This is a genomic window from Nocardia tengchongensis (assembly GCF_054781395.1).
Genome location: NZ_BAAGUM010000006.1, coordinates 1,516,447 through 1,530,181 on the forward strand (window position 1 = coordinate 1,516,447; position 13,735 = coordinate 1,530,181).

The window sequence follows — 13,735 nt, forward strand, 5'->3', positions numbered from 1 at the left end:
TCAGCGCACAAGAAAGGCCGCCACCCGGTGAACCGGATGACGGCCTGCAGTTCGAGGGCCTGCTACCAGCGCGGCCCGCGCTGGATCTCGTCGACCTTGGGCCGCACGTCGGCCAGATAGACGCCGGTCGCGACGACCGCGGCGATGCCGAGGAACCCGACCGCGGTCCGGCCCAGCAGCAGCCCGCCGAGTGACGCCAGCAGAATCGCGATCCACACCGGCTTGGTCAACTTGTCCACGGCCGTGAAGGCGTCCGGACGCTGGCGAATCGCGTGCACGAGCGCGAACACCGTCATGCCCATCGCACACAGCCACAAGACCCACAGAATCAGTCCGGGAATACCCATCACCCCGCCAATCATACGGAGCACAGCCCGCCACACCGCGACTTCACGGCACGACACGTTTCAGCGGAAGCCCTCGGCCCGCAAACGACGTCGCCCCCGCACACCCGAGTGTGCGAGGGCGACAAGCTTTTTCGCGAGACGCGAAAGACCTACTTCTTGGCCGGAGCGGCCTTCTTGGCCGGAGCCTTCTTGGCCGGAGCGGCCTTCTTGGCCGGTGCGGCCTTGGCGACCGGGGCCTCCTCGACGACCGGGGCGGTCTCGGTGGTCACTTCCACGACCTCGGCGTCGACGGCCTCCTCGGCCTCGGCCTCGTCCTTGGCGGTGAAACGGTCGGTGACCTTGCCCAGCACGTCCTGGGTCTGGGCCAGCAGGTCGTTGTAGCGGGACTCGACCTGCTCGAAGCGGTCCTCGAAAGCCGGGTTGGCGCGCAGCTTCTCGACGGTCTCCTCGCCGCGGGCGGCCAGGTCGGCGTAGAAGTCGAGCAGCTGGTGGTAGTACTGGTCGACCAGCTTGCGCAGCTCCTCGGGGGTGGCCTTCTCGCGCAGCTCGGCCAGGTCCTCGGGCAGCTCGGAGGGCAGCGCCTGCACGCGCTGGCGCAGGGTCTCGGCCTGCTCCTGCAGGTCGGCCGGGAGGTTGGCGAAGCGCTCGCGAGCCTCTTCGATGCGACCCTGCACGTCGGCGGAGTTGGCGCGCTCACGGATCTGCGAGACGGCGTCGGTCACGACGGCGTAGAGGGCGTCGCCGGCGCCGACGGTGGCGTAGATCGGCTTGGTGACGGTGGCGGTCAAATTCGATTCGGTCATGATGGTTCGGTCTCCTGGCGTGGCGGAACTTCGGTTGTGCGGTGCGGAACCTCGTTGTCCCTGTTTCCCCCGGGAACGCCCCCCATTAGCTCCGTTGCGTCCCCTCTGTCCTCGTTAGCCTGGTTCTCCCGGCAAAACGATTCATAGATGTCCAGGAGCACCTGCTTCTGACGTTCGGTCAGACCGTTGTCTGCCAGCAGGGCATCCCGGACGGGGCCGTGCGGCCTCTGCTCGAGGTACCCGGCCCGCATGTACAAGACCTCCGAGGAGACCCGCAGACCCTTGGCGATCTGGGCGAGTACCTCGGCGGACGGGTTGCGCAGTCCGCGCTCGATCTGACTCAAGTACGGATTGCTCACCCCCGCCAGCGTGGCGAGCTGCCGCAGCGAGACCTGGGCGGCCTCGCGTTGCGACCGGATGAAACCCCCGATGTCGTGCGCCGCGTTGGCTACGCGGCCCGACCGGTCTCCGGCGGCGGACGTCTCCGCTGCGTCGCCATCGATCGGTTCGGGAACCTCGGGATCGTGCTTCATCACTCACCTTCCGGTGGTTGTGGGGCCAATTCTAGGACGGGGTGCTAGCTCTTGCAAGCGCTCTGTTAGCACCACGCCTGACACGGCATGTCGGCAAACAGTCAGCGCTTCAACCGAAGCGCTAATTGGTCGTTTGTTCAGCCATTGAACAGCAAATGCGAAACGGCATAGATCACAAGGCCCGCAAGCGAACCCACGACCGTACCGTTGATGCGAATGAATTGCAGGTCCTTGCCGGCCGCCAATTCGATCTTGCGCGAAGCCTCCTCGGCATCCCAGCGCGCGACGGTGTCGCTGACCAGACCCGCGAACTCGGCGCCGTAGTTGGTCACCAGGTACCGGACGCCCCGCTCCAGCCAGCCGTCGACCTGGTCGCGCATCGCCGCGTCGGTGGACAACCGCTCACCCAGTTGCAGCACGTTCTCCGACACCTTGCGCCGCAAGGTGGAATTCGGATCGTCGGCCGATTCCAGGATCATGCGCTTGGCCGCCCGCCAGGTGGCCTGCGCCATCCCGGTGACCTCGCGCCGGCCCATGAGCTCGGTCTTGATCTTTTCCGCCTTCTCGATCATCGCCTCGTCGAATTGCAGATCGTGCGCGAATTCCTCGAGGAAGCGATTCGCCGCCAGCCGCACCTCGTGATCGGGCTGGGTGCGCACCTTCCAGGTGAATTCCACCAGCTCCCGATAAATGCGCTCGGCCAGCAGCGAATTCACGAATTTCGGCGCCCACGAGGGGGCGTCCCGGTTCACGATGCGATCCAGGGTGTCCTGCGAGTCCAGCGCCCACTGGTGCGCCCGCTCGGCCAGCAGGTCCAGCAGCGGGGCTTGCCGGTTGTCGGCGATCAGCTCGTTGAGCACCTTGCCGATGGGCGGACCCCAAAGCGGCTCGGCGATCCGCTTGACGATGGTCTGGTCGATGATCTGCTCGACGTCCTCGTCGCGCAGCACGCCGATCACCGCGCGCAGGATCGTCGCACTCTCGTCGGAGATGCGTTCGGCGTTTCCGGGTTCCGCCATCCAGCGGCCCAGCCGCAGCGGAATCTGCGCGGAATTCACCTTGACGGCGACCGCGTCGGGCGAGAGGAAATTGGTGCGCACGAACTCGCCCAGCCCCTCCCCGACCTGATCCTTCTTCTTGCGGATGATGGCGGTGTGCGGGATCGGCAGGCCCAGCGGATGCCGGAACAGCGCGGTGACGGCGAACCAGTCGGCCAGCGCACCGACCATGCCGGCCTCGGAGGCGGCCTTCACATAGCCGACCCAGGCGCCGCCCTCGCCGCGCGAACTGATCCAGGCGCACACGATGTAGATGACCGTGGCCGCGGCCAGGAAGCCGGTGGCGATGGCCTTCATACGCCACAGCTCGCGCTTCTTGCCCTCTTCGTCCAGGAGATCGGCGAACGCTCCGCCGCCGGTGGGTGTGGTCTTCATCGGCTTCGGCTCGGTCGTCTCGAGTACCGCGGCACTGCCGGCAGGTTGCTCCATAACTTCCATTCTGGCGCGTGGTGTGACGAACTCCCCGCCACCGGGCCCTTCCCGAACGGCGGCGATCCACAGCATGGGAGGCTTAAGCTGAATAGGCCCAGGCCCAGGACACGAACAAGGAGCCAACGCAGCGTGACCACCAAAGGCAGCGTGAGTGCCGCCGTCGAGGCGGCCACCGGTCCGCGCGGGGGTCGCGTCGACGGCCGCAAACGACGCTGGCAACAACACAAGATCGATCGCCGCGAAGAACTCGTGGACGGCACCCTCGCGGCCATCCGCAAGCGCGGCGGCGACGCCGGGATGGACGAGATCGCCGCCGAGATCGGCGTCTCGAAAACCGTGCTGTACCGGTACTTCTCGGATAAGCAGGACCTCACCCGCGCCACCATGGAGCGGTTCATCGAGACCACTCTGATGCCGCGCATCTACGGCGCCATCAGCGACGACCTCGACGAGTATCAACTGGTCCGCAACACGCTGGCGGCGTACGTGCACACCGTCGATTCCGACACCGACGTGTACCGGTTCATCATGGGCAACGGCTCGGCGACCGACACATCCACCCTCGCCGACTTCGAGAAGCTGTTCGCGCAGGTCGTCTCCGCGGTCATCATCGACAAGTCCTTCGACCGCGGCCTGCAGACCGAAGGCGCCATGCTGTGGTCCTACGTGCTGGTCGGCGGCGTGCAGCTGGCGACGGACTGGTGGATCTCCAACCGCACCATGTCCAGCGAGGAAATGCTCGACTACCTCACCATGATGGCCTGGAGCGCCATCGAGGGCATGGTCCGCGCGGGCGGCGACCGGCACTACTTCAACTCCCGCCCCCACGTGCTACCCGATGCGGAAAACACCGAAAAAGGTGCTAGCTGACGGCTAGCACTCGAGTTCGCAGTGTGGTTAGTCTGAGGTCGGCGGAGCGCCCCCGTCGAGAGGCTTGCAACACGGGGGGTTTCCGCGACGTCGGCACCAACGGGGGTGTTGGCTCCCATGGAGGGTCACTGATGGCGAAAGAGCTGCCCACATCCAGGCTCGCGCGGGGGACGAAGCTGGGAATCGCCGTGGCCGGTAATGCCTTGCGCGCCCAGAAGACTCGACGCTCCATGCGCGGCAGATCCGAGGCGGTCAGAGCCCGGATGGCCGAGGAATCCATGATCCGCGCCACCGAACAGATGGTCATGGTGCTGGGCACCATGAAGGGCGTGGCCATGAAGCTCGGGCAGATGCTGTCGGTGCTGGACCTGGACCTGGTCCCGCCCGAGCATCGGGAGCGGTTCCAGCGGCGGCTGGCGGTGCTGCGCGACAGCGCGCCCTCGGTGTCGTTCGAGGTGATGCGGGCGGTCATCGAAGAGGACTTCGGGCAGCCCTTGGAAAAAGTGTTCGCCGACTTCAACCCCGAACCGGTGGCGGCCGCCTCGATCGGGCAGGTCTACAAGGCCACCCTGCACGACGGCCGCGAGGTCGCGGTCAAGGTGCAGTACCCGGGCATCGACTCGGCCGTGCGCGCGGACCTGAAGAACCTGGCCATGTTCCGGCGCATCCTGCAGTCCGCCATGCCGTGGGTGACCCCGGCCGTGCTGGACGAGCTGCGGCTGAACCTGGAGAGCGAACTCGACTACGTCGCCGAGGCCACCACCCAGAAGCAGATCTCGGAGCTGTTCACCGGGCACCCGTTCATCGTGGTGCCGACCACCTACCCGGAGCTGTCCACCACCCGGGTGCTGGTGAGCGAGTACTTCCCCGGCCTCGGCTTCGAGGAGATCCGGGAAATGCCCGCGGCCGAACGCGATCGGATCGGGGAGATCATCTACCGGTTCTACGTGGGCTCGCTGTTCACCTTCAACGAGTTCTGCGGCGACCCGCACCCGGGCAATCTGCTGCTCGGCCCGGACGGGCGGGTGGCGTTCCTGGACTTCGGGCTCTACAACCGGATGGATCCCGAGCACGTGCGCTTCGAGGCCGTCTGCATCCGGGCCGCCGCCGAGGAGCGCGCCGAGGAGCTGCGCGATCTCATGGTGGAGCGCGGCGTCATCGAATCGCCCGACGAGATCACGCCCGAGGAGTGCCTGGAATACGTGCTCGCGGCCTGCGAGTGGGCGCTGGTGGACGAGGAACTCACCATCACCCCCGAATTGGCTTCCGGCGCCTTCGTGCTCGCAGTGGATCCGCGGGCCACCGACTTCGAGGGCATGAAGCAGCAGAATCTGCCGCCCGAGCACCTGTTCTCCCGCCGTGCCGACTTCCTCACCTTCGGCATGCTCGGGCAGCTGGAAGCGACCGGCAATTGGCATCGCATCGCGCGGGAGTGGCTGTACGGGGACGACCCGGTCACCGAACTCGGCCGCGCCCATCACGCCTGGCTGGCGAGCCGACCGGCTCCCACGCCCACCACCGGGGGCTCGACCAAGAAGCCCCGCAAACGCGCCGCGAAGGCGTGACAACCCCACTCTCGGGCTCTCCGGGGCTGCGCCCCGAAACCCCAGGAACAGATTGGTGAGACCTGTGGCCGCAAGGGAATTCGATATCGCCTTATTCGGGGCGACCGGCTTCGTCGGCAAGCTGACCGCGCAGTATCTGATCGAGGCCGCGCCCGCGGGTGCGCGCATCGCGCTGGCGGGCCGCTCGCTGGAGAAGCTGTTCGCCGTGCGCGCGGAACTGGGCCCACGGGCGGCGGATTGGCCGCTGGTGCAGGCGGATTCGACCGATCAGGCCAGCCTGGAAGCGCTGGCGGCGCGGACCAAGGTGGTCGTCAGCACGGTGGGTCCGTACCTGCGTTACGGGTACCCACTGGTGCAGGCGTGCGCCGAGAACGGCACGCATTATGCCGATCTCACCGGTGAGCAGCTGTTCGTTCGCGAGTGCATCGACCGGTTCGGCGAGCAGGCCGCCGCGTCCGGCGCGAAGATCGTGAATTCGTGTGGCTACGACTCGATTCCGTCGGATCTGAGCGTGTACCAGTTGTACAAGCGCAGCGTCGCCGACAACACCGGCGAGCTCACCGACGTCACCCTGGTGGCGTTCCTCAAGGGCGGAATGAGCGGCGGCACCATCGATTCCGGGCGCGCCATGATGGAGGCCATCGCCGAGGAGCCGGCCAAGGCGTCGGTCATGTCGCACCCCTATTCGCTGAGCCCCGACAAAACGATGGAACCCGATGTCGGCCGCCAGTCCGACCAGGCGCTCTCCCGCGCCTCCGAGATCGACCCGAGCCTGCACGGCTGGGTGGCGACCTTCATCATGGGCGCGCACAACAGCAAGATCGTGCGCCGCTCGAACGGCCTGCTGGGCTGGCCGTACGGCAAGAACTTCCGCTACCGCGAGGTGATGAGCGCGGGTTCCTCGGCCACCTCGCCGCTGATCGCCGCCGGTATCGCGGGCGGCCTGGTGGCCACCATGGCAACCGGCGCGCTGCTGTCGCGAGTCGCCCTGGGCCGCAAGCTCCTCGACCGCATCGTGCCCGCCCCGGGCACCGGTCCGAGCGAGCAGGCCCGCCGCAGTGGCTGGTTCACCATGCGCACCTTCGCCCACACCACCTCGGGCGCGAAGTACGAGTGCAAGTTCGCGGGCCAGGGCGATCCCGGCTACCAGGCCACCGCGGTCATGCTCGGCCAGTCCGGCCTGTGCCTGGCCTTCGACGAGCTCCCCGAGCTGGCGGGCATCCTCACCCCGGCCTCGGCCATGGGCGACGCGCTGACCGAGCGGCTGCGCGCCGCGGACATGACCATCGAGGTCACCCCCGCCTGATCGATCCCGGCCCGGCCGCTGCCGCGGTCAGGCCGGAGTTCGTTCGATCATCGCGGTGAGCGCGGCCCGCAGTTCCGGGCGGGCCGCGCAGGAATACAGTTCGGCCAGGGCGATTTCGGCCACCATGGCGATGACCAGCTGCGCCACCGCGGTCGGGTCGGCCCAGCCCAGCGTTTCGAGGTCGGGCGCGATCATCGCGGCCACCAGCTGATTGCGGCCGGTCACCTCGTCGAGCAGGTCGGCGTCGGTGCGGGACTGGGCCAGAAAGGCTTTCGTGCCCCGGGTGGCCAGGCAGGCGTCCAAGTAGGCGGTGAGCCCCGCGTGCAGGCGGGCGCGCCCGGTTCCGAGCTCGCCGATGGCGGCGAGCACCAGGCCGGTCAGCTCCTCGTGATACCGGCGGTGCAACGCGACCACGTAGCTGCGCCGGTCCGGAAAGTGGTGGTAGAAGCTGCCTTTCGCCATGCCCGCCGCCTGCACCACGGCATTGACCGACAGACCGGCCAGACCCGCGCGGGCGGCGACGTCGGCGCCGGCGGCGAGCAGGGCGTTGCGGCCGGGTTCCGCGGGACGGGGCATGACCGAAATCCTTTCCTGGGTCGATGCTTTCCCTGAGGGTACACAGCGGGCTAGCCTATGACCGACCGGTCGGTCATGCCCGGCGCGCTGGGGGCGCCGGGCGTACGACCGGCACGAACACCGGGAGCATCCATGTCGCGATCGGCCATCCGCCGTTCCACCCGCGCCGCCGCGTGCGCCGCCGCCCTGTGCGCCGCCGCGCTCACCGCGAGCCCGGCCGCCGCCGACCAGCCGGACCCGTCCTACAGCTACTTCGGCGGACTGGCCGCCGAACTCACCGCACCCGGGCAGCCGCCGCCCGGCGCGAACGACTGGTCCTGCAAACCGACCGCGGCGCACCCGAATCCGGTGGTGCTGCTGCACGGGCTGGGCAATGACACCGTCGGCTGGAACACCCTGTCGCCGGTGCTCGCGAACGCCGGATACTGCGTGTTCACCACGACCTACGGCATCGGCGCGCTCGGACCGATCATGGGCGCGGTGACGCCGGTGGCGACCAGCGCGCGGCAGATCTCCGACTTCATCGACCGGGTGCGCGCCGAAACCGGTTCGGACCAGGTCGATCTCGTCGGGCACTCGATGGGCGGCGCGGTCCCCTTCTATGCCCTGAACCATCTCGGCGCCGCACCGAAGATCGACCACTACGTGGCGCTGGGCGCGCCGCTGCACGGCTCCACCGTCAGCGGCCTGGCGAACCTGCAGCCGCTGCTCGAATCCAGCCCGGCCGGAACGGAACTGGCGGCGCAGTGCGGTCCGTGCCAGCTCTCGCCCGGTTCCCGGGTGGCCGTCGATCTGAACCCGGATCCGGCGATCGCCCCGCGGATCCGGTTCACCACGGTGGTGTCCCGCTACGACGAGATCGCCACGCCCTGGACCACCGGCCTGCTGGACGGCCCGAACGCCGACAATGTGGTGCTGCAGGATCTGTGCGCGACCGACTACACCGAGCACTTCGAACTGCCCGCGGATCCGGTGGCGGTGCGGGTGGTCCTCAATGCCCTCGATCCCGCGCACGCCCAACCCGTGTCCTGCACCGTCGTCCTGCCTTTCGCGGGACCGCCCAACCGATAGAAATCCTGCCTCCGCGGTGACGGCCAGCACCCGCAGAATCTCTCCGGTAGGGTCGCGGGCGGGACGGAGGTGGTTACCGAGAAAGGGGGGTCGGCCACGTGAAATGGATCCTGACCCCGGACGAGTTCGCGATCGTCTGGACCCGCGAAACCGATCTGGCACGCCGTCCCTACCCGCTCGACACGAGCCCGGCGGTATCCGAGAACCCGGCCGGCGCATCGCGATTCGGGCCGTTGCAACTCGGCGGGGCGTCGTCGCGCAACCTGCGCCGCACCGATCCGGATCTGGCCTCGGCGCTGGCCCTGTGCGCCCGCACCGACACCACCACCGTCACCCTCTACGGCGAGCGCACCGCCCGCCCCGGCGCCCGCCGCATCCTCGCCTTCGCGGCGGTGGGTCAGCAGCGGGCCGGGATCCTGGTCTCCTTGCCGGACGCGGTGACGGTATCGCTGTGTCCCGCCGAACATTTGGGGCGGGAACTGGTGGAGATCATCGGGTCGGCGCCGCCGGGCCGGTTGGCGGCGTTGCGGGAACCGCAGCAGGCCGTGCTGTATCCCGATGCCTCCGGCGCCGGGGAGGAAGCCGATCGATTCCGCCGCAAACTGCGGGAACCGGTGGACGGGCGCGGATTCATCACCGTCACCGTGGAACCGGCGAATCCGCTGTCGCCGCCGACCCGGCATCGGACCTGGATGGATTTCTCGGGCGACGGCCGCTACCTGCTCACCACCGCCGCCGATCTGACCCTGGCTCCCGTCACCGACGAGGAACTGGCCGCGCAGCTGGTCCGACTGGCCCGCGTCTGATTCTGTACGGCCGGTTCGATTCGGCGCGGTTGCCTGCGGGGAAACGCACCGCGTGCTACGCATGACGAATGGCGAAGGCGACAACCTGGTCGAAACCGGTCACCAAGGCGCTACGCGCCGACGGCATCTCGGTCAAGGACCTGGACCCATCCGCGACCCCCGGCTTCAAGGGCGACAAGCGCGCCGGCGAGGCCCTGCTCGAGGAACGCCGCGCGGTGCTGTCCGATCTGCAGGAGCGGCTCTACGCCAACGGCCGGTCCGGCGACCAGCGCAGCGTGCTGCTGGTGCTGCAGGGCATGGACACCGCCGGCAAGGGCGGCATCGTCCGGCACGTGATCGGCTCGGTCGACCCGCAGGGCGTGGACCACGCCGCCTTCGGGGTGCCGACCGCCGAGGAACGCAAACACCACTACCTGTGGCGCATCCGCAAGCAGCTGCCGCGCGGCGGCCAGATCGGGGTGTTCGACCGCTCGCACTACGAGGACGTGCTGGTGGTGCGGGTGCACGAGCTGGTTCCGCCGGAGGTGTGGGGCAAGCGCTACGACGAGATCAACAAGTTCGAGCGCAAACTGGCCGACGACGGCACCACCGTGATCAAGGTGGCCATGTTCGTCTCCCTCGACGAGCAGAAGAAGCGGCTCATGCAGCGGCTGGATCGCCCCGACAAGTACTGGAAGTTCAATCCGGCCGACATCGACGAGCGCGCCTACTGGCCGCAGTATCAAGAGGCGTACCAGGCCGTGCTGGACCGCACCAACACCGAATACGCGCCCTGGTACGTGCTGCCCTGCGACTCCAAATGGTTCGCCCGCCTGGCCGTCACCGAGCTGCTCATCGACGCCCTACAGGGCCTGAAACTGGACTGGCCGGCCGCCGATTTCGACATCGCCGAACAGAAGAAGCGACTCGCCCGGGCGTGATCCTCATCCGTTGTGCGCCCGGTTGCAGGTTTCTCTCAGGTTCTCGGGTGAAAATGGGCCCGCACGTGTCGTGACAACGGAAGGTGTGTGAGCGCAGAGGTGAGCAACAAACCGGGTCGGAACCCGCTGGCGCAGGCGGCGAAGGCCGACCGCAATCGGAAGATCCTCATTCAAGTGGCGGTGGCCGTCGTCCTGCTCGGTCTGATCGCGGGCATCGGCATCACCTTGGCGACGCGCAAGCACAACGACGACAAGGCCGCCGAGGGCTCGAACACGTTCCACTGGAATGCCGAGCAGGCCGCGCTGGTGCCGCCGAACCTGACCCCCGAGGGCGCGATCCGGATCGACAACGCCGCCGCGCCCGCGCCCGCGGGCAAGCAGAAGGTGTCGGTCCGCGTGGTCGCCGACATGCAGTGCCCGGCCTGCGACATGTTCGAGAAGTCCAATGCCGACGCCCTGAAGAAGGCCGTCCAGAGCGGCCAGGCGGTGGTGGACTACAACATCATCACCTTCCTGGACCGGGCCTCCAACGGCAATCAGTTCTCCACCCGCGGATCCGCGGCCGCCTACGTCATGTACGAGGCCGACCCGTCGAAGTTCCAGGGCTGGCTGGCCGCCATGTACGAGAAGCAGCCCAAGGAGGGCGGCAACGGCATGACCGACGATCAGCTCATCAAGATCGCCGAGGACGCCGGGTACACCGATCCGGCCGTGGCCCAGGCCATCAAGGACGGCAAGTACACCACCTGGGTGAAGACCCAGACCGACAAGGTGTTCGCCACCGGTGTGAAGTCCACCCCGACCGTCTACGTGAACGGCACCCAGGTGGCCGACGCCCAGGCGCTCATGTCCGCGGGCGGCATGACCTCGGTGATCGAGAACGCGAGCAAGTGATGATCTCGGCAGGACCCCGATCGGCGTGGCCGCTGCTGCTGGCCGCGCTGATCGGCTGGGGGGCATCGGTCACGCTGCTGGTCGAGAAGTTCAAGTCGCTCACCGAACCCGGCTACCGGCCGTCGTGCACGATCGACTCGACGCTTTCGTGCACCACGGTGATGGCGGACAAGACCGCGTCGCTGTTCGGGTTCCCCAACCCGATCATCGGCGTGGTCGGATTCTCGGCCTTCGTCACCATCGGGGTGCTACTGGTCTGCGGAATCTCGTTGCCGCGCTGGTTCGTCGGCGGCATGTGGGCCGGACTGCTGGCGGGCGTGGCGGCCATCGGCTGGCTGGTCTGGGACGCGACGTTCCGGATCCACGCGCTGTGCCCGTGGTGCATGGTGGTCTGGGCGGTGACCCCGGCCATGTTCGCCATCGTGACCGGCCTGCTGTTCGGCCGTTCCCGCGGCGTCGCGCAGATCGTCGCGGAGTGGCGGTGGACGCTGGTCGCCATCGCCTACGCGGTGATCATCCTGATCGTCTACATCCAGTTCCAGTCGTATTGGAACGACAAGTTCTGACCTAGTTGGGCGGGCCGACGGTGAGCGTCACGCTGACCGTCCGGCGCGCACCACCCGGATCGCTGAGTTCGAGCCGCACCACATCGTCGGGTTTATGGGCGTTGAGTGCGGCTTTCAGCATTTGTGAGCCGGTGATGGGGCGGTCGTCGAGGGCGGTGATGATCTCGCCGTCGGCGAGTCCGGCCTCGTAGGCGGGCAGTCCGTAGATGGCGACGTCGATGCGCGCGCCGGCGGGTACCGCCGACTGGGCGGCGGGTTGCGCGTCGGAGGTCAGGATGCCGAGGGTGGCGGTGGGCCCGATGTGCACGGTGTCGGTCGGTGTGCCGGAACGGATCTGGCGGACCACGCCCATGGCGGTGTCGATCGGCACCGCATACCCGTTGGGGCCCTTGCCCAGGGTCTTCTGCGCCTCGCCCGAGGCGGCGGTGACCACGCCGATCACCGAGCCGTAGCGGTCCACCAGCGCGCCGCCGGACTGCCCGGCGGCCACCGCGGCCGCGACCTCGATCATGCCGCGCAACGACTTCCGGGACAGGTCGGCGGCATTGCGGGCCACGATGGCCGAATCCAGATTGGTGATGGGCCCGCCCACCGCGGTCGGCGACCCGGTGCCGCCGGCATTGCCGATGGCCAGCACGTCGTCACCCACGTGCAGCGGGGCGGAGCTGCCTATCCGGGCGACCGGCAGACCGTCCGCGCCCTGCAGATCCAGCAGCGCGATATCGGCCATCGAGTCGTAGCCGGCGATGGTGGCGGTGTAGACGGCGCCGGTGCCGACATCGGAAACCGTCACGGTGTCTGCGCCTTTGATGACGTGGTGGCTGGTGAGCACCTCGCCCTGGGCGCTCAGCACGATGCCGGATCCGGCCGCGCCCATCCCGTAGGGGCGGATGCCGGCGGTGATGTTCACCAGCGCCGGTTCGGCCACCCGCGAGACCAGGGCGGGGTCGAGCGGCGGCAGCGGCGGGCCGATCAGGCCGGCGGTGGTGTAGTCGTCGCCGAAGGGCCAGCGGGGCAGTTCGCCGCGGTAGCCGAGGAATCCGGTGATGCCGAGCACGACCACGACGAACAGCGCGAGCACACGTCCGCCGCCACCGCGTCTGTCGCTGTTCACGGACCCTCCCGATTGCGGTTCACCCGCCGGCTCGAGCAGTTGTCTCTCTACCGGTGTACCAGCATTTCCCCGGCCCAGTGGGTATTCAATGACTCAGTGCCGCAACACCCAACATGAACAGCACCCCTGCCAGCGTGCAGAAGAGCGGTCCGCGCGCGGGTTTGCCCGCGTGTGCCTCGGGCAGGATATCGGCCGTGGCGAGATACAGCAGGAAGCCCGCGAAATAGCCCAAGAACAGTCCGACCAGTCCTGATGGAACCTTGACCACGGTACCGATCACCGCGCCCACCACCGGGGCCACCGCATCCAGGCCGAGCATGACCAGAGCGCGCTTGCGCGCATTGCCGTACAGCGTGGTCAGGGTGAAAGTATTGAAACCGTCGGCGAAATCGTGGCAGATGACCGCGATCGCCACCGCCGCTCCGGTCGCCACCCCCGCCTGGAAACCGAAGCCGATGCTCAGGCCGTCGAGGGTGCTGTGGAAAACCAGACCGCCCGCGGCCAGCAACCCCAGCGAACTGAAGTCGTGATTGTGCTGGTGCGCGACGAATTCGTCCTCGTAGCCGGTGTGGATCGCCATCGACCGCTCGATCACGTGCACCGTGAAGAACCCGACCACCGCGGCCAGCAGCGGCACCGGCACGCCGAGCGCCTCACTCTCGTCCAGCTCCAGCGCCTCCGGCATCAGATCGAACGCCACCACGCCGAGCATGACGCCCGCGGCCAGGCCGAGCACCAGCCGCTTGCGCTCGCCGATGCGCACCGCCAGCAGCCCGCCCACCAGGGTCGAGCACATCGACAACAGGGACAGCAGAATCGCCATTCCGCCAGCATGCCGACCGTCCGGCGGGCGCACGGCATGCCGCGCCGAGGG

The 13,735-nt window shown here is 68.1% G+C and carries 15 protein-coding genes; 8 read left to right on the forward strand and 7 right to left on the reverse strand.

Going from position 1 to position 13,735, the window contains the following annotated elements:
* Positions 1 to 62: 62 nt before the first annotated feature.
* The 4 genes from ACYVKL_RS17910 to ACYVKL_RS17925 form a co-directional block, all read right to left on the reverse strand.
* The gene (locus tag ACYVKL_RS17910; protein ID WP_379164735.1) at positions 63 to 347 is read right to left on the reverse strand and encodes a DUF2516 family protein; all 285 of its coding nucleotides are present in this window, start codon (positions 345 to 347) and stop codon (positions 63 to 65) included.
* Positions 348 to 496: 149 nt separating this feature from the next.
* Entirely contained in the window at positions 497 to 1,150 is a 654-nt protein-coding gene (locus tag ACYVKL_RS17915) for a heparin-binding hemagglutinin (RefSeq protein ID WP_379164737.1), read from the reverse strand.
* A complete protein-coding gene (locus ACYVKL_RS17920) occupies positions 1,147 to 1,683 on the reverse strand; it encodes a helix-turn-helix domain-containing protein (protein WP_379164739.1) in 537 nt (178 codons plus the stop codon). Before ACYVKL_RS17920 ends, ACYVKL_RS17915 begins: the two co-directional genes overlap by 4 nt.
* Before the next feature lie 137 nt (positions 1,684 to 1,820).
* The gene (locus ACYVKL_RS17925; protein WP_246598598.1) at positions 1,821 to 3,116 is read right to left on the reverse strand and encodes a DUF445 domain-containing protein; all 1,296 of its coding nucleotides are present in this window, start codon (positions 3,114 to 3,116) and stop codon (positions 1,821 to 1,823) included.
* A gap of 186 nt (positions 3,117 to 3,302) precedes the next feature.
* On the opposite strand from ACYVKL_RS17925, the gene ACYVKL_RS17930 reads away from it, so the two are divergent.
* From ACYVKL_RS17930 to ACYVKL_RS17940, 3 genes are all read left to right on the forward strand, one after another.
* Entirely contained in the window at positions 3,303 to 4,043 is a 741-nt protein-coding gene (locus tag ACYVKL_RS17930) for a TetR/AcrR family transcriptional regulator (protein ID WP_213559105.1), read from the forward strand.
* A gap of 131 nt (positions 4,044 to 4,174) precedes the next feature.
* Positions 4,175 to 5,608, forward strand: a complete 1,434-nt coding sequence (locus ACYVKL_RS17935; RefSeq protein WP_379164741.1) for an ABC1 kinase family protein — start codon at positions 4,175 to 4,177, stop codon at positions 5,606 to 5,608.
* 64 nt (positions 5,609 to 5,672) lie between these two features.
* Positions 5,673 to 6,914, forward strand: a complete 1,242-nt coding sequence (locus tag ACYVKL_RS17940) for a saccharopine dehydrogenase family protein (protein WP_379165776.1) — start codon at positions 5,673 to 5,675, stop codon at positions 6,912 to 6,914.
* 27 nt (positions 6,915 to 6,941) lie between these two features.
* On the opposite strand, the gene ACYVKL_RS17945 is transcribed toward ACYVKL_RS17940, so the two are convergent.
* Positions 6,942 to 7,490: a TetR/AcrR family transcriptional regulator gene (locus tag ACYVKL_RS17945; protein ID WP_379164743.1), complete on the reverse strand. Its 549-nt coding sequence runs from the start codon at positions 7,488 to 7,490 to the stop codon at positions 6,942 to 6,944.
* A gap of 132 nt (positions 7,491 to 7,622) precedes the next feature.
* On the opposite strand from ACYVKL_RS17945, the gene ACYVKL_RS17950 reads away from it, so the two are divergent.
* The 5 genes from ACYVKL_RS17950 to ACYVKL_RS17970 all read left to right on the forward strand — a co-directional run bounded on the left by ACYVKL_RS17950 (position 7,623) and on the right by ACYVKL_RS17970 (position 11,747).
* Positions 7,623 to 8,561, forward strand: a complete 939-nt coding sequence (locus ACYVKL_RS17950; protein WP_379164745.1) for an esterase/lipase family protein — start codon at positions 7,623 to 7,625, stop codon at positions 8,559 to 8,561.
* 98 nt (positions 8,562 to 8,659) lie between these two features.
* Entirely contained in the window at positions 8,660 to 9,367 is a 708-nt protein-coding gene (locus ACYVKL_RS17955) for an ESX secretion-associated protein EspG (protein ID WP_379164747.1), read from the forward strand.
* 68 nt (positions 9,368 to 9,435) lie between these two features.
* Positions 9,436 to 10,287, forward strand: a complete 852-nt coding sequence (locus tag ACYVKL_RS17960) for a polyphosphate kinase 2 family protein (protein WP_379164749.1) — start codon at positions 9,436 to 9,438, stop codon at positions 10,285 to 10,287.
* Positions 10,288 to 10,386: 99 nt separating this feature from the next.
* Complete coding sequence (locus ACYVKL_RS17965; protein WP_379164751.1) at positions 10,387 to 11,181, forward strand: DsbA family protein; 795 nt, start codon at positions 10,387 to 10,389, stop codon at positions 11,179 to 11,181.
* Positions 11,181 to 11,747 carry a vitamin K epoxide reductase family protein gene (locus ACYVKL_RS17970; RefSeq protein WP_379164753.1) on the forward strand — a complete coding sequence of 189 codons (567 nt, stop codon included), beginning with the start codon at positions 11,181 to 11,183 and terminating at the stop codon, positions 11,745 to 11,747. Before ACYVKL_RS17965 ends, ACYVKL_RS17970 begins: the two co-directional genes overlap by 1 nt.
* A 1-nt stretch (position 11,748) precedes the next feature.
* Here ACYVKL_RS17970 and ACYVKL_RS17975 read toward each other — a convergent pair whose 3' ends face one another.
* On the reverse strand, positions 11,749 to 12,861 hold the full coding sequence (locus ACYVKL_RS17975; RefSeq protein ID WP_379164755.1) for a S1C family serine protease: 1,113 nt from the start codon (positions 12,859 to 12,861) through the stop codon (positions 11,749 to 11,751).
* A gap of 85 nt (positions 12,862 to 12,946) precedes the next feature.
* The gene (locus tag ACYVKL_RS17980; protein WP_379164757.1) at positions 12,947 to 13,684 is read right to left on the reverse strand and encodes a ZIP family metal transporter; all 738 of its coding nucleotides are present in this window, start codon (positions 13,682 to 13,684) and stop codon (positions 12,947 to 12,949) included.
* Positions 13,685 to 13,735 lie beyond the last annotated feature (51 nt).

Bases quoted from the DNA above. Each gene is read 5' to 3' on its own strand.
- ACYVKL_RS17910 (WP_379164735.1), bottom strand. From the start codon at position 347: ATGGGTATTCCCGGACTGATTCTGTGGGTCTTGTGGCTGTGTGCGATG.
- ACYVKL_RS17915 (WP_379164737.1), bottom strand. From the start codon at position 1,150: ATGACCGAATCGAATTTGACCGCCACCGTCACCAAGCCGATCTACGCC.
- ACYVKL_RS17920 (WP_379164739.1), bottom strand. From the start codon at position 1,683: ATGAAGCACGATCCCGAGGTTCCCGAACCGATCGATGGCGACGCAGCG.
- ACYVKL_RS17925 (WP_246598598.1), bottom strand. From the start codon at position 3,116: ATGAAGACCACACCCACCGGCGGCGGAGCGTTCGCCGATCTCCTGGAC.
- ACYVKL_RS17935 (WP_379164741.1), top strand. From the start codon at position 4,175: ATGGCGAAAGAGCTGCCCACATCCAGGCTCGCGCGGGGGACGAAGCTG.
- ACYVKL_RS17945 (WP_379164743.1), bottom strand. From the start codon at position 7,490: ATGCCCCGTCCCGCGGAACCCGGCCGCAACGCCCTGCTCGCCGCCGGC.
- ACYVKL_RS17950 (WP_379164745.1), top strand. From the start codon at position 7,623: ATGTCGCGATCGGCCATCCGCCGTTCCACCCGCGCCGCCGCGTGCGCC.
- ACYVKL_RS17960 (WP_379164749.1), top strand. From the start codon at position 9,436: ATGGCGAAGGCGACAACCTGGTCGAAACCGGTCACCAAGGCGCTACGC.
- ACYVKL_RS17970 (WP_379164753.1), top strand. From the start codon at position 11,181: ATGATCTCGGCAGGACCCCGATCGGCGTGGCCGCTGCTGCTGGCCGCG.
- ACYVKL_RS17980 (WP_379164757.1), bottom strand. From the start codon at position 13,684: ATGGCGATTCTGCTGTCCCTGTTGTCGATGTGCTCGACCCTGGTGGGC.